The organism is Sphingobium sp. HWE2-09 (assembly GCF_035989265.1).
Lineage (GTDB): Bacteria > Pseudomonadota > Alphaproteobacteria > Sphingomonadales > Sphingomonadaceae > Sphingobium.
In genome coordinates this window covers 600,463-618,800 of record NZ_JAYKZX010000001.1, presented here as the reverse complement: position 1 = coordinate 618,800, position 18,338 = coordinate 600,463, and the positions used below count along the sequence as shown (strand labels likewise).

Here is an 18,338-nt window from a genome sequence, read left to right as displayed (position 1 = left end):
TTGCTCACGCAGCCTCCTCCAGATCGTTGGTCAGCTTTGATGACTGCCAGTTCCACGGCAAGAAGTCATCGATCCGATTGATCGGGTGATCACCGATGCGCTCGATGACGTCAGTGAACCATGCCTCGGGCTCGACGCCGTTGAGCCGGCATGTGCCCGCCAGGGCGTAGAAGAGCGCGGCGGCCTCTCCCCCCTTCATGGAGCCGACGAACATCCAGTTCCGGCGCCCGAGCGCGACACCGCGCAGGGCGTTTTCCACCAGATTGTTGCTGATCTCGAGCCGACCGTCATCGCAGTAGCGGATCATGGCATGCCAGCGGTTGAGCGGATAGCGACAGGCACGCGCCAGATTGCTGTCGGACGACAGGCCTCGGTTCTGGGTTTCGAGCCAGACGCGCAGCGCCTCCAGCTTCGGCACGGCCTTGATCTGGCGGATGCGTCGTCGCTCATCGGGCGGCGCGCCCTTGATGTCGCGCTCGATGGCGAAGAGCTCGGCGATCCGCACAACCGCCTCCGCCGCGATCGGTGACGGGTTCTTGTCCAAGATGTCGGTAAATTTCCGGCGCGCGTGGCTCCAGCATCCCACTTCGACGATATCCTTGGGCGCCTTGGTCCTGGGGTCACGGTAAAGTGCGTTGTACCCGGCAAAGCCGTCTGCCTGTAGATACCCCCGATAGTCGGCGAGATGTTCTGCCGGATGCGCTCCGCCACGATCGGCGCTGAAGCGGAAGGCCACGGCAGGCGGGCTCATGTCGCCGCTGGAGCGGTCATCACGCAGATATACCCAGAAGTGCCCGGTCCGGCTGCCATCGCCATTGCCCAGCAGCGTGACCGGCGTGTCGTCACCGTGGATCTTGGCGGCTTCCCGGATATAGGCGAACAGCCGCTCACCCAGCGGCGCCAGCAGCCATGCCAGTTTTCGGGCCAGCGGCTCATCACGTCCCGATCGATGTGGATTCCTACGCGGCGGAAGATCACTGACTGCCGGTGCCAGGGCTGATGATCGACAAAGCGATTGATGACGAGATGGGCCAGCAAGCTGCTGCTCGCCATCACCTTGGGGAGCGGCAGATCGACAGCGGGGGCCTGGCGGATCTGTTTGCAGGGCCGGCACACCAGTCTTGGTCGCACGTGGCGAATGACCCGGAAGCGCGCCGGGACATAGTCGAGTACCTCAGTGACAGCCTCGTTGATCTGTACTGACGGCCCGTTACAAACGGTACTGCACGGGCTGGGCTGATGATCGACTGTATGACGTGGGAAGTGCGAAGGAAGCGGAACACGGCCGCCGGATTTGCGGGCTGATTTCGCCACAGACGGTGCCGCCACCTCATCGTTGGCGGGTTGCGGTGCCTCGACCTCCTCGAACATCAGCCGCAGCAGGGCGATATCCATTTTCTCTGAGCTACGACCGAACTGGACGCGCAGCAGCCGTGCGACGCGATGCTCGAGCTTTTCGATCCGCAAGGTCTGGGCTTTGACCGTGGCTTGCGCCGCCGTCAGTTCGGCCCGTTCCTGCTCCATGACATCGGCCATCTCCAGCAGCATTTTCTGCAGGAGGACCGGGTCTGTGGGAAGGCGATCAAGGGCGAACCGCATGCCGCCGACAATAGCGGAAGCCGACGGCAACGCCTATATAAAATGGTGGTTTTCCAGATCTTTTTCACTATGCGAGGCTCGGCGTGATGACCTCGTCGTGGGCGATCGCCTGCTTCCAGTTCAGGCCTTCGAGCAACATCGCAAGCTGGGCTGCCGACAGCCGCAGCGCACCCTCATGGGCACGTGGCCAAACAAACTTTCCGCGCTCAAGACGCTTCGCATACAGGCATAGCCCGGACCCGTCCCAGACCAAGGCCTTCAGCCTGTCGCCCCTCTTCCCGCGGAACAGGAACACAGCCCCCGAGAAGGGATCGAGCTGAAGAATATTGCGCACCTGCGCTGACAGCCCGTCAAACCCCTTGCGCATGTCGCACGGTGGCAGGGACAGGTAGATCTTCGTCGGAGGCGGGAGCGCCAGGCTCAATGATCCAGCTCCCGCAAGACATCGAGCACCTGTTTCAGGGCAGCCCGATCAACTTCGCCATCCACCGACACCGTCAAGCCACACTGCCCTCGAACCTCGATCCGCCCAGCTTCTCAGGCTTTGGCCGACGGCAATGATGTTGCCAGTTCAACAGGTACGAAGCCTGCCATCGCTCCCCGGAGCAGTTGCTTGCGCCAGGTGTAGAGCTGACCCGTGCCTATCCCATGCCGCCGCGCTACGGCCGATATGACAACGCCCGGCACCGTCGTCTCCTTCAGGATCGCCAGCTTCTCCTCGTCGCTCCAGTTCCGACGCCGCTCCACCTGTACAAGCGCTCCGCCATCCCCGCGACCGCTCATACGAGGCTCGTTTGACTGCTCGCTGTCCATGCTCCCGCCTCCTTAAAGGCTGCGAGCTTTCCTATTTCGGTGATGCCGACAAGGCCACATTCCGTCGGCGCTTACGCCCTACCGAGCTTGTCGCCCGGAGCAGCGGAACGGTTCGCCAATCCAGAGTCATGTAATTATGCTGGTTTTGATCACCGGGAGGGCAGTGGCCTAGCATGAAGCTTTACGCTGCGATCGCTTCTAGCTTTTCCTGTCCCCCCGGTCGGCTTGAGAGATACGGGCGCCAGAGCTTCCAAGCCAACCGGCCTGATAGCCAACAGCGGAAAGCACTTTGGTAAAGGCGGCCTTCGTCCGAGGACGGCGGTATGGCGATGTTACGTTATTATTTGCCAATATACCGGTAACGGAAAGGGCGCGTGCTCGCTAAATCGGGCATAACCTGGACGCGTCCGTTGCGCCCCAGTAATCGCTCTACAATCGCCATGTCAGGCGGGGCAGGCATCTTTCGGAATCTTGTGAACAGATGCGTCGCTACAGGGGTGACACTCGGATGCCACACCTAATCCCTTCAGTTAATCAGGAGTGTGCCATGAAGGTCGGATTGATAGGCTTGGGTCAGATGGGGAAGGGCATGGCGGTCAATCTTCTCGCAGCCGGGTATGAGGTGACTGTGTGGAACCGTTCGGTCGAGAAGTGCGCAGAACTGGCGTCTAAGGGGGCTTTGGTCGCCGCCAGGCCTATTGAGGCCGCACAGGGGGACGTCATCATGACCATGCTTGCCGATGACAAAGCGGTAGAACAGGTGGTCTACGGCGAACATGGTATTCAGGATGCTCCCGCAATTCATATATCGCATAGTACGATCAGCGTCTCTCTCGCCGAGCGACTGAGCCGCGATCAGGCAGATCAAGCCGGGTTTATTTCTGCGCCGGTGTTCGGTCGCCCGGCAGCTGCGGCGGCGGGCCAGCTGTTTGTAGTGGCGGCTGGAGACTTTAACCTGATCCAACAGATAGATACGCTCTTCAGCGTTATCGGCCAACGGTATTTCAACGCCGGCCCTCATGCTCCCGCTGCCAATATCATCAAATTGAACGGCAATTTTATGGTGATGTCTGTCATAGAAGCGCTTTCGGAGTCGCTCGCAATTATTGAACAGGGCGGTATCGACGGAAAGCTTTTCCTGGAGATCTTGACGAACACGCTGTTTTCGGCTCCAGTCTACAAGACCTATGGAGACATTCTGATCGAGAAGAGCTTCTGGCCGGCAGGCTTTGCGGCGCCCCTTGGCCTCAAGGACATAAATCTTCTACATGACGTGGTTGAAAGGCATGCCGTCAAAGCTCCGTTCCTGAGTGTCATCCGCGATAATCTGGACAGGCTCATCGCTTTCGAAGGAAAGGAGATTGACTGGTCAGGCGTGGGCCTCCTGCCAACCGCATGAGCCACTCTCTCGCCGCGTAGACCGCACATGCGGTGCGCGCTTCCCTACCCAGCGCGGTACGTTAGGAGTCGCTGGCACCAAGAAGTATGGCACAACTTCGTCAGTCTCCCAGACGTCCTCGTCAGCAAAATTTGGCGAATATCCATCATCTAATGGCGAAACAACGCTAAAGGCGCGGATGGAGAGGCTGCTACAGACGCGATATGAACGGCCTCTGTAAGCGGGATGGGGCAAGCCTGCCCGCCCATCACGCTCTTTCCGATGCTTGGCAGGACTAACTTGGCCCAAATTATCCTCGATCCCAGTCGCACTTTTGGCGAGTTTCTGCTTTTGCCGAACCTGACGACGCGGGATTGCCTTCCTGCAAATGTCGATCTTTCGGTCCCCGTCGCCCGAGTGGTATGCGACATGTCCAATTTGTCTCGCCTGCCCGCAAAAGCGACCTTATCGCTCAACATTCCCTTTGCCAGCGCGATGATGCAGTCAGTGACAGACGACCGGCTTGCGATCGAACTCGCACGCTGCGGCGGAATCGGCTTCATTTACGGCTCGCAGGCGATCGAGGCTCAGGCCGCGATGGTGCGCCGCGTTAAGCTCCACAAAGCCGGTTTCGTTGAAAGCGATGCCAATGTTCCGCCCACAGCGACCCTGGAGGACGTGCTTGCATGTATCGAGGAGACCGGTCACTCCACCGTTGCTATCACCAGCGGTGGCAGTCCCCATGGAGTCCTGCTCGGCATGGTCACCCGGCGCGACTACCGACCCGGTCACACGCCGCTCGAAATGCCGGTCAATGAATTGATGACCAGCATCGAGCAAATCATCTGCGCGCGTCAGCCGCTTTCGTTAAAGCAAGCAAATGATATCATCAGCCAAAACAAATTGGACTGGCTTCCGATCCTTGATGGGGAAGGGCGGCTTCAGCACCTTGTCTTCCGCAAGGACTATGAACTTCATAACGCATATCCCCTCGAGAATGTCGATGCCGCGAAGCGTTTAATCGTCGGCGCGGCCATCAACACCCGGGACTATCGAGACCGTATTCCGGCACTCGTATCGGCAGGCGCTGATGTTCTGTGCATCGACAGCTCGGATGGATATTCTCATTGGCAAGCCGAGACCCTTGCATTCGCGCGCCAGACTTATGGTGAAAGCGTGTCTGTCGGGGCCGGCAACGTCGTCGATGGCGAGGCCTTTCGGTATCTGGTCGAAGCCGGCGCGTCTTTCGTTAAGGTTGGGGTGGGAGGCGGATCGATCTGTATCACGCGCGAACAAAAGGGCATCGGCCGCGGCCAGGCATCGGCTCTGCAGGACGTTGTCGCCGCACGCGCGCAATATTATGCAGAAACTGGCGTGTATGTGCCGATCTGCTCAGATGGCGGTATAAGCCAGGACTATCATGTCAACATCGCACTGGCGCTCGGCGCCGATTTCGTGATGCTCGGTCGATATTTTGCCCGTTTCGAAGAATCGCCCGGACGTCGGATCCAGATCCGCAATCGCCTCGTCAAGGAGTATTGGGGTGAAGGGTCGAACCGGGCGCGCAATTGGGATCGCTATGCGGACGGTGGCACTGAAACTTCGAAAAATGAGATGTTCTTGTTCGAGGAGGGGGTCGACAGCTATGTTCCCTATGCTGGTTCTCTCCGGCAGGGGCTCGACATCACACTAGGCAAGATTCGATCAACTCTCTGCAGCTGCGGGTCGATAGATGTGGTAGAGTTTCATCGCAAAGCCCGGCTCACGCTCGTTTCCAGTGCCAGTCTCAGGGAGGGCGGTGTCCATGACGTCATCGTTAAAGCCGACGATGCCGACGCGGTGGAATGATTATCTGCGTAACCTACTTCGGCCTCGTCTGATCTTCATAGCGGCTTTGTCTTCCGTATGAACGCGACGGCGATACAATAACGGCCAGTCTTTGATCGCCTTCAGTAACCGGCGACCTCAGTGTCGCCGCCGCCTTGACAGATTTTCAGGTGTCGAAAGAGCGACGGTTACCCAGCGGTAATATGCCGGCGCGGCTGACGCGCGATGGCAATCGATTCATAGACATCGTTTGAAATGGCTTTCGGCAGGCCGACTTATTCTGCCAGGTTAATTCTTCAGCTTGGCATATGCACATTTGGCGGACAAGCATTATTAACCGTCAGAATCCCATTACCACTTTGGTATAGCAAGTGATTATCAATAGCAAAGTAATTTTGTGGAGTTGGCCATGCTGGAACGCCCCGTCTATCGTGAATTCACCGCTCGAGTGGTTGCTGTCGAGGATCTAACTCCTCGTATGCGCCGGGTCACGTTCCAGGTTGAGAACTTTTCCGATCTCGGTTCGGTATCCCCCGGACAATGGATGAAACTCTTCTTCGACGATGCCAAGCAGGGGCGCGCCTATACCATCCGAAATTTCCGTAGTGCTGTTCAAGAAATCGACCTTGATTTCGTACTCCATCACGAAGCCGCGAGGCCTGGGCCTGCGGCGCGATGGGTTCGGTCGGTCGCAATCGGTTCGACAGTTCGCTTATACGGTCCTCGCAGTGACTTTCGGCACATAGTTGGGCGCCGCCTGTGTCTCTTCGGAGACGAATGCGCCCTGCCAGCGATCAGCGGCATTCTGGAGCAACTCCCGGCGGGCACGCGCGCGGTCGCCATTATCGAGGTCAACGAACGGTGCGCTGTTCAAACCCTGGAAACGCACGGCCACCTCATGAGCTCTTGGATCCTTGGCGGGCATGGTCCTTATAGCGCCGGCCTCGCAACCTTCGTTCAGAATCTGATCTTGGACCCAGCCTCAGATCAGATCTGGATCGGGTGCGAAAGCTCGATGGCGCGCAAACTTAGGATACATCTAGGCAATCACGGCTTCGACAAGCACAATATGCATATCTCCGGCTACTGGAAGATAGGCGCTGCGGATTATGTTGATAGTCATAGCGATTACTGAATCGGAGATCTGGCAAAGTAGGTTGCCACCATCTTCGAATGTTTTCTGATATTCTTATCTTCGGCAGACAAATCGATAAGTTTATTTTTAATATACTATTAACTTCTGCATTCGGCAACGACCTTGAAAAGATAAACCTTTAGCCACGAGAAATCCCCGCAACATTGTCGATCTCCTGCAGATAAGGACGTTCCTGGACATATCACTGGCGGCATTGTGCCAAAAAATAATGTATTCCCGCCATCTAAAGCGCCGATGTCAGCCGGGGGCCGAAGGTCGGCCTGATCGTTTCTTAGACTGTCTGATGTAGGTCTCGGCAGCCGCCAGCAGGTCTCGGATTCATCGTCTCGATTATCAATGATGTCGTGTTATTTTGCCGCGCGGCGACATTACGACCAAGATATACGATGATGTTGGAAAAGCCACCGGACGCGACTACAGCATGGTCACACGGAATTCTGACTTTTAGCCAATACAATTACATCGGCAGTAGTGCAGGTCCTCGACGGCAGCCGGTCCTTTCAGACAGGTGCCGCCTCCTTTCTGTGCATCGACCGAGCATGGAATGACCAGTCTGGGGCCGTAAGAGTGGTTAGGTCAGGGAATTCTTACGGGCTCGGTGATCTGGATGCTCTGTGGCTTACCAATCGGCATCAGCGAACCTGCAAGTATGATGAGAGGCTCACGGGAAGGATTTGACGGCGCGAGTACGAGGGTCTCGTTCTCGAGCGCCGTGTCGCCGGGCCCGAGCGTTACAGGGTCTGGACCCGCCTTGACCTCGATCGCCGGCGCCATGCTGCCGTCCGGGAGGGCCTTGCGCACGACGGCGCTGCCACCCAGGACCTGGAGCGAGAGGTGGCCAGATAGGACATAGATCACCTGCATGCCTGAATGCACTTCGCCCGGGATCTTTGCGCCGGGAGCGAACACCACGCGGCGGAGTGACAATTCCAGACCGGATGCCGCAACCGGCTGTCCCGAACCAAGGACGGTGCGGGTTACGCCCTTCACGCCTGTATCTTGCGCTGCGGCGGGGAACGCCAACACTGATAGCGACAAAACTCCCGCCAACATAAGTGCTTTGGTCATGTAAGTTTCCTTTTATAGTCGAGTGAACTGGAGGCCCCATTATCTTTATGTCATACCATAGGAATTTGCGTTATTCTCGCTGATTTGACGCTTCATGCGTCTAAGTTGTTACAGTTGTTTGCTGATCGCGATGGCAAGCCGGCAGCCGAAGCGGATCGCTCCATACACCAGGGCGTGAACGGGGGTATCGCGAGATCCTGCCGTTATGGCATGGTCGCGATGCTCCAGTTCTTCATCCCTAATCCTTGCAACGACAAATGACAGTTCAGGTTCGCTGTCGCCTAACTCAGCGAGTTGCTCATCGTAATGCTCTACGACGGCATCCTCGACCGCCTCTGTGCAAGCCATGGCGGCCTCCGGACCCATTAGGGCAGTGGCCACCCCGATCGCATACCCTGCCACGTGCCATAGCGGTAGAAAGATCGTTGGGCGGACGCTACGGCCGGCCAGCAGTTCGGAAAAGCGCGCATGATGCTCGAGCTCCTGCTCCCGCATGCGCAGCAGAAAGTCGTAATACAGGCTTTTACAGCCCAGCACCGCAATTTGGCCGTCATAGATGCGCACAGCCCCGAACTCGCCAGCGTGGTCCACACGAATCAAGGCCCGGAGCGCTCGCTTAGACGGCCAACTCCCAACACGCGGGTTGGCTTTAAACGGCCGGGATTCGGGTGCGCCCGAGAGTGCAGCGCTCACCATGCGCTGTCGATCCGCTCTGTTTTGCCGAGCAACGCTGGCAGAAACTGGACGAGATTGTCGTCGGCAAACCAAAGCTGACCCATCGGCTCGGTTAAGCTTGCGATGAGGCCAAAACGTACGAAGTACGTCAGAAGGCAAGTCTTGCGCTGTGTGGTCATGGAAATAGTTCCCTTCGCGGTAGACATGGTTAGATACTCCGGGTCTTCAACAGCAAGATATGTGAAGCGACCGGCGGTCGAAGCCTAACTTCAGCCATCCCGTCGAGAGGCGTCTCACGATTGTCATCTCAAACCCGACGTGATTTGTTCCCTTATCAACTGACGAGGTAGAACATCGTTCAGGTCGTGAACTGTTCACTTCAAATGCAATTTTCTTCCATCGGCTTCGCCGCTGTTTAACGGACGTCACCTCGGTGTCGAACGCGGGGTGCCATGGCTGGAACTGCGAAATGGATCTCCTATCAGTCATGCGGCTATCAGGCAGGCGGATATTTGATATTCTTTCGCAAAGACACAATCCCGATATCGCGTCGATTAATAAGGAATTATCGCCAAATGCTTGAAGGAAGCTTAGCTACGAGTTGCTGGATCGTCGTTATATTTTCGAGAGGCGTGGCCCATGTTGATCGGTACATGGCGAAGCCGCTCATTCATATGTCACGAAAAAAAGGCTGAAGTGTTCAAGACCAAACCAGCAAAATTGGTCCTGAGGGCAACCATGAGACCGGCGAGGCGCAACTTCTTGACCGCTATGAGCGCGGACCCTCGCCACACTGCCATCGCGCGAATTCATGCGGCGATATCTCCAATGATCTCTGGCGATGCGCTTGTAGCGGCGTATGTCGCGCAACGGGATGAGCCAGTCGTTCTTGCGGTCCTAGCGCACTCATAGCCTGACAGTGCATACTACTTTTGCGCGTATGGGGCCTGGAAAATGGAGTTTGCTGCATGGTCGCCGGCCGACCGGCTCATCCCCGGTTAAGCCAACATCCCGATGCCGCAGCTTGGGTGCGATAACGAGGAGCCCAAAGTCCTGCATATTTTGCTTTTGGGTTTCGATCAACAGGGTGGCCGGATTGGTCACGGAGGCTGCTTGTTCGACCATTATCTGGCACACCGCCCGAACACCATGCGGATAGGTATCGCCTGGATTTCTCAGGAAGTCGAAGAGGTGCCGCGCGATCCTTGGGACGCTGCGCTGACCGCCGTGGTGACGGATCTTGAGACTATTAATGTCAGGCCGCCCTCATTGTGAAGGAGAGGCGAAGCCGCCTGCTAGCTCGGCCTAGTTAAGAAGTGCTATCTGATGGAAATTCGTCGTTCGGGCTAATCGGGCTTCCGCGTATGCGCGGCACGTTGCACACCAAGTCGACTATTCCTCCTCAACCGAGATTACGGGTAGGAGTTGATGGCGCTTAGCCGCGATCAGGGCGTGGGAGCGACGATCTGGAGCCCACTGGGCTGGGGCAAGCTGACCGGGCGAATCAGTCGCGCCCAGCCCGACAAACCCGGCACCAGAGCGCACGACGTTGCTGGCCCGATTTCGCAGGTTGACGAGGAGCGGCTATTCCGCACCTTCGACATTCTCGGCAGCATAGCCGACGAAACGGGCAAAACGGTACCCCAGCTTGCACTCAACTGGTTGCTCGATCGTCCCACCGTCGCAACCGTTATCGTGGGTGCGCGCATTGAGGCGCAATCGATCGAGAACGCAGGTGCAGTTGGGTGGGCGCTTTACAACACCGTGAAGCAACGCCGTTGCAGACCAGGAACGAGGCCATTATCGCCGGAAAGCCGCCATTTCAGCTTAATCCGCACTCAGGACTTCGCAAGACCAAGACGAGCAGCGAGGAAGTCTAACAGCGCCGCGACTCGGCGAGACGGGTGTCGTCCTGCGGGGTGGACCGCGTGAAGGTTCACGGTCCCGGTACTGAAATCGTCGAGCACGGTTTCAAGACGGCCGGCTGCCAGATCCTGGGCAATATCGAGGTCAAACTTTAAGACGACACCTGCACTCGCAATCGCCCAGCCGCGCAAGGTCCCGCCGTCGTTGGCGGTTCGGTCACCGTGAACACGCACGGTGAACGCGCTTCCGTCTTCCTTGAATTGCCAGCTGCTCTGTGGCGATCCTGGCCGGGCAAGGACGATGCAGTTGTGCCGCGCCAGATCGCGAGGATGCTCCGGCCGACCGTGCCGTCGCCAGTAGGCTGGCGACGCACAAATCCGGCGTTCGCCGCGCATAAGCAGGCGCGCGGTCAGCCCAGAGTCCGGGAGTTGCCCCATGCGCAGCGCCAGATCGTAGCTGTCCTCGACCATGTCGACCACGGCATCGTTCAGCGTCAGCGCGATCTGTACGCCTGGGTTCGCCTCCATGAACTCATGAAGGAGCGGCGCGAGCGTGCTCCGGCCAAAATCATTGGTCGCCGTCACGCGGATTTCGCCGCGGAGTGGACCACGGTCGGACACCGCGTTCATCGCTTCGTCGAGGTCGGCAAGGATGCGGCGGCAATTGACTAGAAAGCGCTCACCCTCCGGCGTCAGCGAAAGCCGGCGCGTGGTGCGTGTGACCAAGCGTGCGCCGACCCGCTCCTCCAGCCGTTGCAATGCCGACGTTACCGTTGAGGGCGACAGCCCTTTCTCGCGCGCGACCGCCGACAAGCTGCCGAGATTAGCGACGGCGACATAGACACGTAGCAGATTGAACTGATCCATTGTTCGCCTTGTTCGAAAGGTGTTTGCTCTTCTACGCGTATTATTCAGAGGTGAGTAGCACCTATCTCCGTTTCATAACGATCGAACGGAGCAAGCAACATGACGAATATCACTTCGCAGGCGACCCGCGGCGGTGACGGGCTGGGCGCCCTGATCGGCGCGAACATCTTTATCGTTGGCGCCGGCTCGGGGGTCGGGCGCGCGATTGCAAGCATGGCGGTCGCGCGGGGTGCCAAGGTGGCGCTGGCCGGGCGCAGCCGCGACAAGCTGGATGCGACCGCAGCGACGCTTGGTGGCGCGGTGCTGGGAACCTACGCTCTCGACGTCACCGACCGCGAACAGGTCGAGGCGGCGCTCGCCGAACATGGCCCTTACGATCACATCGTGACGACAGCGGCCGACCTTACCTTCGGGCCGTTCACCGGGCTCACGGACGCGCAGATCGAGGGCATGCTCGCATCCAAGTTCTGGGGGCCGATTAACCTCGGCCGGGCTGCCGACAAGCATCTTGCCTCGCAGGGCAGCCTGCTGTTCTTCTCGGGTCTCGCCGCCTACCGGCAGGGACCGGGGTCATCGATCGTCGGGGCGGTCAACATGGCGCTGGAGAGCCTCGCAGCCGCCCTTGCCATCGAACTGAAGCCCAAGCGCGTTAACGTCATCTCGCCCGGTGTCGTGGACGCGGGCTCTTGGTCAAGCATGGGTGAAGACGAACGCACCGCTTTCTTCGCCAACGTCGCTGGCGGGCTTCCTGTCGGACGCATCGGTGAGGTCGAGGACGAGGCGCACGCCGCGCTCGCGGTGCTGGAGAATGGCTTCATCAACGGCACCGTCGTGAACGTCGATGGCGGTGGCCGGATCGCCTGATCGATCGTTCCTCGCAGCGGGCAGAACACACGATTTCAGGAGAAATATCATGGCAGACAAGCACATCCTGGTGGCAGGCGGCGCGGGCGTCGTTGGCCGGACCGCGATCGACGCGTTCCAAGAGGCGGGCTGGCCCGTCACCACGCTCAACCGTGACGATACCGCGTTGGGTAAGGGGCCCCACATCCCGGCGGACCTGCTCGACCCCAACAGTCTCGATGCGTCGAGCGACGCGCTGAAGACCGTCACGCATCTGTTCTACGCGGCGCTGAAGCCCAACGCAGATCCAGGCGTGGAGGCGGACGAGAATGGGACGATGCTGGAGAACCTGGTCGCGGCGCTGCGTCGCGCCGGCGCGCCGCTGGAGCGCGTGACCTTCATTCAGGGCGGCAAGGTCTACGGCGCGCAGCTCGGCGTCTACAAGACGCCGGCGCGTGAGGACGACAGCCGCCACTTCCCGCCCAACCTCTATTTCCGGCATGAGAATTTCGCCCGCTCGCTCGAGAAGAACGGCATCCGCTGGACCGCGCTGCGCCCCGACATCGTGATCGGCCACTCGCTCGGATCGGCGATGAACCTCGGCAACCTCATCGGCGTCTACGGTTCGCTCTGCCGGGCGACGGGTACCGCGTTCCAGTTCCCCGGGACCGACACCGCCTATCGCGACGTGCTGGTGAACGTCACCGGTGCGGACGTGCTGCGTCGTGCGGCGCTCTGGTCGGTCGAGAACGAGGCGGACGGCGCCTACAATATCACCAACGGCGACGTCTTCCGCTGGTCGCACGTCTGGCCGAAGTTGGCGGAATGGTTCGGCCTGGAGGTAGGCGAGCCACAACCGATCTCGCTCGAACAGCGACTGCACGCGATGCGGTCGGTCTGGAGCGATCTCGCTAAGGACAACGGTCTTGCCGAAGCGGACATCGATCGGCTTGCACCAGGCGCGTTCGGCGATTTCATCTTCAACGTCGAGGCGGATGCGATCTTCGACTTGACCAAGGCGCGCCGCGCCGGATTCGAGATGAACGAGCGGTCGGACGAGGTGCTGCTCGCGCATCTGGACAACATGCGTCAGCGCAAGCTGATCCCCTGACGGCACGACCGGGGTGGCCACGACTTAGGCGTGCCTCGGAAATCCCCGGCTAATACTTTTAGAGAGAGGAAGTGACCATGACCGATATTCTTGGACTGCACCATTATGCGATCCGCGCCGTGGACTGGGACGCCACGGTCAAATTCTACATCGATGGGCTTGGATTCGAAATGGTCTATCCCTGGACCTTCGAGCCGACGATCAAGCGGTCGGCGTTCCTGCGAGCGCCAGGCGGCGGCTTCATCGAGGTCTTCGGCGCTGGCGACGATGCCGCCGGCGCACCCGAGGGCAGTGTCAAGACCGTGCCGTTCGACGGCAAGGTGGAGCCGGGCATCGTCCATGTCGCGCTCAAGGCGGCCAGCCCGGAGAGCGTCGATCGCGTCGTAGCGCGCGCTGTCGCGGCAGGCGCCACGGTGCATACGAAGCCACAGGGGCGCGAGCTGGTGGGCGAGCCGAACCTTCCCTTCCGCATCGCCATGATCGTGGGCCTCGACGGCGAGGTCATCGAGATCTGCCACAACGGTCAGATCGACGTGTAGAACCGGGGGATCGGCCATCTCAGACTGAAGCCTACGGCTTGAATGCAACGGGTGGCCGGTCCGCCGATCCAGCTGAAAACGAGACTGTCAAAGGAGTACGGCGCATGTCCGACACTGCATTCTGGCCTGGCGGCGCACGCCTCGCCATCGCCCTCAGTCTTATGTTCGAAGGTGGCGGCCAGCCGATCTCAGGGGCGGATGGTCCCATCCCGGAGCCGATCCAGGATGGCCTGCCCGATCTGCCGACCAATGCCTTCTTCGCTTACGGCGTCCATGAAGGCATCCCGCGCATCCTTGACCTGATGGACAAGCACGACATCAAGCTGTCGTCCTTCGTCATCGGTCAGGCGATTGAGAAGGAGCCCGAACTGGCGCGGGAGATCGTCCGGCGGGGCCACGAGATCGCTGCGCACGGGCGGACGTGGGAGAACAGCTACACGATGCAACCCGACGAGGAGCGGCGCTTCATCGCAGATTGCGTGGCGTCGATCGAGAAGATCACTGGGGTAAGGCCGGTTGGCTGGAACGCCTATTGGCTGCGAAACTCACCCAATACGCTCGACATCCTGCAGGAGCTCGGGTTCCAATATCATATCGACGAACCCAGCCGGGACGAACCATTCATCGTGCCCCTGTCGGGCGGTGACTTCGTGACAGTGCCCTATACATTCCATATGAATGATATCTCGTCGTTCCCATTCGAGGGCTATGATCCGATCGCCTATGAGCAGGCGCTCAAAGACGAATTCGATCAGCTCTATGAAGAAGGAGCGCACCGGCGTCGCATGATGGTGGTCTCGCTGCACGACCGTATCTCGGGACATGCCAATCGCGTCCGGCTTCTCGATCGGTTTCTCACTTATGCCAAATCGAAGCCCGGCGTGTGGTTCGCTCGTAAGGACGAAATCGCTAGCTACGCGCTGAAAACCACGGGTGCGCCCACACCGATCGTCAGTCACAGGTCGCCTGCCGAGACAGGGCTCCCCGGACCCGCTGGCGCAACGGAATGAACGTTCAAAAACACTCTGCCGTTTATCGGCGTCAGCGCGATCGCACCGGGCGCCATCCGCACGCCGATCAACTTGGGTGCGTGGAACAGCGAGGCGACGCTGGAAAAGCTGCTCCGGCTGGTCCCTTACGGCCGGATCGGCGAGCCCGAAGATGTCGCACGCGCCGCTGTCTGACTGGCACCCGATCAAGCGGATTGCGTCATCGGCACGACCTTGTTTGTCGATGGCGGCATGTCGCTACTTCCGGAATTCGGCGATAATGGGTGAGGCGCAAGCAGTGCCGCCGTTGCGCAGCATCGGCGAGCAAGGCATCATTGGCGACCACGAAACCGCAGCGCTGGTCGCACGCGACGGCACGATCGACTATCTGTGCTGGCCATCGCTCAACAGCCCGACGGTGTTCGCCGATCTGCTCCGAATTAAGCACGTGTAAGCCGCCCGGCGCGTGGATGCGGTTGTTGTAGTTCTTGAAGGCGGGGAGCACCGCCTCGATCCTGTCGCGGACCCGGTCGTAATCGGCGACATAGCCAGCCCAGTCGATTCCGCCCTTGTCGTCCAGCGTTGCTTTGGCAATGTGCGCGCCGACCCACGGCTCTGAACGAACCTTGTCGCTGGGCAGCAACAGAAAGCCGCGCGAGGCGCGGACCATCGACATCGACTCCTCCACCGTCACCACCTGCGGGATGTAGTTCTTCAGGTCGCGCTCGGTATGGACTAGGCAGGATAGGATATAAGTGTCACGTGGGCAGCAGCAACTATGTGCGGTTGAGCTTGTGATGATTTAGCCCGCAAGCGCTATGTTGGTAAAGCCCTGCGCGCAGTCCTGCGGATCGGAAGTAGTTTATCGCGAGGTTACCGCCTAGTCATACGGTCGCCTTGGCCTTGCCGTAGCACATCGCGGCGATGCTCTCGACCACCGAATGGCCGTGCCCTCGCGGCGGCTCGAAGGCGAACTCCTCTTTGATCTGGTTGAGCAGCGGCCCGCTGGCGTGCTCGGTGATGCGGACGGCTCGGTCGTCCTTGACGTTCTCTTGGCTGAGTCGCGGGCAGAAGCCGGTGAATGGCCGCCCCGCGTTGCTAAGCATCAGCTAATTGGCGTCATGCTGGACTTTGCTGGTGCCCTTGCGATGCTGAGTGATGTCCATGTCGGAGCAAGCGATCGGGGATGAAGATTGGGCGATCGTTACGCCCGCGTGGCGGTAGGCTCGCCGCCCAGCGAGCGGGACGCGATCGTCAGCGCTTGTGCCTCTGATGCGGCCGCTACCATCGGGAAACCCGTCAAGACGGTGGCGGGGCCAGCATTGAACTTCGAACGGTCTCCACCGTCATAGCCACTGGCGTCACAAGAATGCGAATGCACGTTGGATTTGTGTCATGGTTGCTCTCCATCATTGCTGGAGAAGCGGCGAGACCTGGGCCACGGAGCATCGGCACCTACAATGCGGTCAATGGACGGTATTTTCGCGGCTGACGCACGGGATCGCAGGGGACTGTCAGGATTTCCGTGTGTGGCGAGGCATAATGGGGAACAAGGAGACCCAGTATGTCACGACGGAAAGAACCCTCGATACCGAACGACATCCTCGACCAACTGCTGGCCGGCACTGACGCGGCGGGGACGCTCAGCCAAGGCGGCTTGCTCGATACCCTGAAGAAGGCTTTTGCCGAACGGGCGCTCAATGCGGAGACGGATCATCATCTCGGGCGTGACGACCAAGTTGGCAACAACCGCAATGGCTATGGCCGCAAAACGGTGACGAACGACAGCGGGCGGATCAAGATCGAGGTGCGGCGCGATCGGGCCGGCAGTTTCGATCCGCAGTTGATCGCCAAGTACCAGCGTCGCTTCCCCGGCTTCGACGACAAGATCATCTCGATGTATGCGCGCGGCATGAGCACACGGGAGATCACCGGGCATCTGCGCGAGCTGTATGGGATCGACGCCTCGCCCGATCTGATCAGCACGATCACTGACGCGGTCCTGGAGGAAGTGGCGGCATGGCAGCAACGGCCGCTGGACCCGGCCTATCCGCTGGTTTTCTTCGATGCGATCCGGGTAAAGGTCCGCGACGAAGGCATGGTCCGCAACAAGGCGATCCATATTGCCCTAGGCTCATGCCCGACGACACCAAGGTCGCTCTCGGGCTATGGCTGGAGCAGAATGAGGGCGCCAAATTCTGGCTGCGCGTCATGAACGAACGGCGCAACCGCGGCGTCGAGGATATCATGTTGGCCGTCGTCGATGGCCTCAAGGGCTTCCCCGACGCCATCACCGCCGTCTTCCTTGAAGCCATGGTTCAAACCTGCATAGTTCATCTGCTGCGCAACTCGATGGATTTCGTGGCGTGGAAGGATCGCAAGGCGCTCGGAACGGCCCTGAAAGCCATCTACCGTGCCGTTGATGCGGTGGCAGCCGAGGAAGCGCTGACGGCCTTCGAAGCCAGCTTCTGGGGGCAGCGCTATCCCGCCATCGGCCAAAGCTGGCGCCGGGCATGGCCGGAGGTCATCCCATTTTTTGCTTTCCCCGAGGAAGTCAGGCGGATCGTCTACACCACAAATTCTATAGAGGCGCTCAATTCCAAGCTTCGCCGCGCTGTTCGCGCGCGGGGGCATTTCCCCAACGATGAGGCGGCGACAAAGCTGCTCTATCTGATCTTGAACAGATTGGAGAAAGAGTGGAAAATGCCGCCGCGTGAGTGGAACATGGCGAAGGCGCAATTTGCCGTGCTCTTCGGCAAACGTTTCATCAGGGCCATGACGGCCTGATGATCAACCGCCTCGCCGCACACGGAAATCCTGACAGTCCCGATCGCAGCGGCTAACCTTGCGTGATCGGCTGGTCAAACCTATTGAATGTCTTCGATAAACAGATTGTGAAAAGTAGCCAATAATGTTGAACGGAATAAAGGGTTTGAATTTCGGCGACACTGCTAGCGGCAGATATCGAGAACATATTTTGGTTTTAGATTTCGCTATTTGTCGGCGTAGGAACAATCAAATGGGCAGTTTGCGGACTCTACGCTCCCGCCCCGACATCTTGTCGGCAATCTCGGGCAGGACACCGGCGCGCTGGCCGCTACCGACCTAGGCCTTCTTTATCCATTCATACAGCGTTTGCGGAACCCAGCCGATCTTACCCGCAATCGAAACCACCGCCGCACAGCTGGATCGGTAACCGCGTTTATCATCGGCCACATGTAAACCACGCTCGTTAACCTCGGGTGCAAACTTGTTCGTTGTCCTGCTCATACAGATTCCAACTTCTCGGAGTTGCAGCCTCCGGCGAACTCGGCACGGTTCAAATAGCGAAACCAGATTAAGGCATCATGTCTTCGACCGCCTCCTGCTAACCCGGCGCCGATCCGTGAGCCGCCTTACTGACGGCGGCATCGACCGAACGGACAGATGATAGTAGCCCACCAAGTGTCGCGAGCCGAAAATTTTTCTCGCGCTCTTAGGGGCGTTCAAACATGGCCCTTGGAAATGCAGCATCCAGAGCGTGGAGACACGTGCAAAGGCATCAAGGATTAATTTGTCCTCCCCAGTTTGGCATGTATTTAGCGAGGTTTCGCTGCTGCAGCGAGCGC

General features: G+C 59.3%; 19 protein-coding genes and 2 pseudogenes. 11 read left to right on the top strand and 10 right to left on the bottom strand.

Going from position 1 to position 18,338, the window contains the following annotated elements:
* Positions 1–4: 4 nt before the first annotated feature.
* From U5A89_RS02845 to U5A89_RS02830, 4 genes and pseudogenes are all read right to left on the bottom strand, one after another.
* Positions 5–163, bottom strand: coding sequence for a transposase domain-containing protein (locus U5A89_RS02845; RefSeq protein WP_338160157.1), 159 nt, complete (start codon positions 161–163; stop codon positions 5–7).
* Positions 155–1,524, bottom strand: a pseudogene (gene tnpC, locus U5A89_RS02840) (IS66 family transposase); the annotation flags it as partial. The gene U5A89_RS02845 and the pseudogene tnpC, both read right to left, overlap by 9 nt.
* Positions 1,525–1,666: 142 nt before the next feature.
* A complete protein-coding gene (tnpB, locus tag U5A89_RS02835) occupies positions 1,667–2,023 on the bottom strand; it encodes an IS66 family insertion sequence element accessory protein TnpB (RefSeq protein WP_445190612.1) in 357 nt (118 codons plus the stop codon).
* Between the two features lie 113 nt (positions 2,024–2,136).
* Positions 2,137–2,412, bottom strand: coding sequence for a transposase (locus U5A89_RS02830; RefSeq protein ID WP_338159671.1), 276 nt, complete (start codon positions 2,410–2,412; stop codon positions 2,137–2,139).
* 547 nt (positions 2,413–2,959) lie between these two features.
* Here U5A89_RS02830 and U5A89_RS02825 point away from each other — a divergent pair.
* The 3 genes from U5A89_RS02825 (at position 2,960) to U5A89_RS02815 (ending at position 6,752) form a co-directional block, all read left to right on the top strand.
* Positions 2,960–3,811 carry an NAD(P)-dependent oxidoreductase gene (locus tag U5A89_RS02825; RefSeq protein ID WP_338159670.1) on the top strand — a complete coding sequence of 284 codons (852 nt, stop codon included), beginning with the start codon at positions 2,960–2,962 and terminating at the stop codon, positions 3,809–3,811.
* 279 nt (positions 3,812–4,090) lie between these two features.
* Positions 4,091–5,638 carry an IMP dehydrogenase gene (locus tag U5A89_RS02820; protein ID WP_338159669.1) on the top strand — a complete coding sequence of 516 codons (1,548 nt, stop codon included), beginning with the start codon at positions 4,091–4,093 and terminating at the stop codon, positions 5,636–5,638.
* A 388-nt stretch (positions 5,639–6,026) separates the two neighbouring features.
* Positions 6,027–6,752: a siderophore-interacting protein gene (locus tag U5A89_RS02815; protein ID WP_338159668.1), complete on the top strand. Its 726-nt coding sequence runs from the start codon at positions 6,027–6,029 to the stop codon at positions 6,750–6,752.
* A 597-nt stretch (positions 6,753–7,349) separates the two neighbouring features.
* Here U5A89_RS02815 and U5A89_RS02810 read toward each other — a convergent pair.
* From U5A89_RS02810 to U5A89_RS02800, 3 genes are all read right to left on the bottom strand, one after another.
* Positions 7,350–7,841, bottom strand: coding sequence for a cupin domain-containing protein (locus U5A89_RS02810; RefSeq protein WP_338159667.1), 492 nt, complete (start codon positions 7,839–7,841; stop codon positions 7,350–7,352).
* Positions 7,842–7,949: 108 nt separating this feature from the next.
* Positions 7,950–8,537, bottom strand: coding sequence for a demethoxyubiquinone hydroxylase family protein (locus tag U5A89_RS02805; RefSeq protein ID WP_445190611.1), 588 nt, complete (start codon positions 8,535–8,537; stop codon positions 7,950–7,952).
* Positions 8,531–8,695: a hypothetical protein gene (locus U5A89_RS02800; RefSeq protein WP_338159665.1), complete on the bottom strand. Its 165-nt coding sequence runs from the start codon at positions 8,693–8,695 to the stop codon at positions 8,531–8,533. The genes U5A89_RS02805 and U5A89_RS02800 overlap by 7 nt, the downstream gene beginning before the upstream one ends.
* 835 nt (positions 8,696–9,530) lie before the next feature.
* Between U5A89_RS02800 and U5A89_RS02795 the strand changes: the two genes are divergently transcribed.
* Both U5A89_RS02795 and U5A89_RS21295 read left to right on the top strand, forming a co-directional pair.
* Positions 9,531–9,791, top strand: coding sequence for a 5-formyltetrahydrofolate cyclo-ligase (locus U5A89_RS02795; protein ID WP_338159664.1), 261 nt, complete (start codon positions 9,531–9,533; stop codon positions 9,789–9,791).
* A gap of 153 nt (positions 9,792–9,944) precedes the next feature.
* Complete coding sequence (locus tag U5A89_RS21295; RefSeq protein WP_445190610.1) at positions 9,945–10,448, top strand: aldo/keto reductase; 504 nt, start codon at positions 9,945–9,947, stop codon at positions 10,446–10,448.
* Here U5A89_RS21295 and U5A89_RS02790 read toward each other — a convergent pair.
* The gene (locus U5A89_RS02790; protein ID WP_338159663.1) at positions 10,355–11,248 is read right to left on the bottom strand and encodes a LysR family transcriptional regulator; all 894 of its coding nucleotides are present in this window, start codon (positions 11,246–11,248) and stop codon (positions 10,355–10,357) included. The genes U5A89_RS21295 and U5A89_RS02790 overlap by 94 nt on opposite strands.
* Positions 11,249–11,347: 99 nt before the next feature.
* On the opposite strand from U5A89_RS02790, the gene U5A89_RS02785 reads away from it, so the two are divergent.
* The 5 genes from U5A89_RS02785 to U5A89_RS21290 all read left to right on the top strand — a co-directional run bounded on the left by U5A89_RS02785 (position 11,348) and on the right by U5A89_RS21290 (position 14,925).
* Positions 11,348–12,112, top strand: a complete 765-nt coding sequence (locus tag U5A89_RS02785) for an SDR family oxidoreductase (RefSeq protein ID WP_338159662.1) — start codon at positions 11,348–11,350, stop codon at positions 12,110–12,112.
* A 49-nt stretch (positions 12,113–12,161) separates the two neighbouring features.
* On the top strand, positions 12,162–13,202 hold the full coding sequence (locus tag U5A89_RS02780; protein WP_338159661.1) for an SDR family oxidoreductase: 1,041 nt from the start codon (positions 12,162–12,164) through the stop codon (positions 13,200–13,202).
* Positions 13,203–13,279: 77 nt separating this feature from the next.
* Positions 13,280–13,741: a VOC family protein gene (locus U5A89_RS02775; RefSeq protein WP_338159660.1), complete on the top strand. Its 462-nt coding sequence runs from the start codon at positions 13,280–13,282 to the stop codon at positions 13,739–13,741.
* A gap of 104 nt (positions 13,742–13,845) precedes the next feature.
* Positions 13,846–14,751: a polysaccharide deacetylase family protein gene (locus U5A89_RS02770; RefSeq protein WP_338159659.1), complete on the top strand. Its 906-nt coding sequence runs from the start codon at positions 13,846–13,848 to the stop codon at positions 14,749–14,751.
* Between the two features lie 15 nt (positions 14,752–14,766).
* Positions 14,767–14,925: an SDR family oxidoreductase gene (locus U5A89_RS21290; RefSeq protein WP_445190623.1), complete on the top strand. Its 159-nt coding sequence runs from the start codon at positions 14,767–14,769 to the stop codon at positions 14,923–14,925.
* A 25-nt stretch (positions 14,926–14,950) separates the two neighbouring features.
* On the opposite strand, the gene U5A89_RS02765 is transcribed toward U5A89_RS21290, so the two are convergent.
* Positions 14,951–15,406, bottom strand: coding sequence for a hypothetical protein (locus U5A89_RS02765; protein ID WP_338159658.1), 456 nt, complete (start codon positions 15,404–15,406; stop codon positions 14,951–14,953).
* 208 nt (positions 15,407–15,614) lie between these two features.
* Positions 15,615–15,836 carry a hypothetical protein gene (locus tag U5A89_RS02760; protein ID WP_338159657.1) on the bottom strand — a complete coding sequence of 74 codons (222 nt, stop codon included), beginning with the start codon at positions 15,834–15,836 and terminating at the stop codon, positions 15,615–15,617.
* 557 nt (positions 15,837–16,393) lie between these two features.
* On the opposite strand from U5A89_RS02760, the pseudogene U5A89_RS02755 reads away from it, so the two are divergent.
* Positions 16,394–17,517, top strand: a pseudogene (locus tag U5A89_RS02755) (IS256 family transposase); the annotation flags it as partial.
* Between the last annotated feature and the right edge of the window lie 821 nt (positions 17,518–18,338).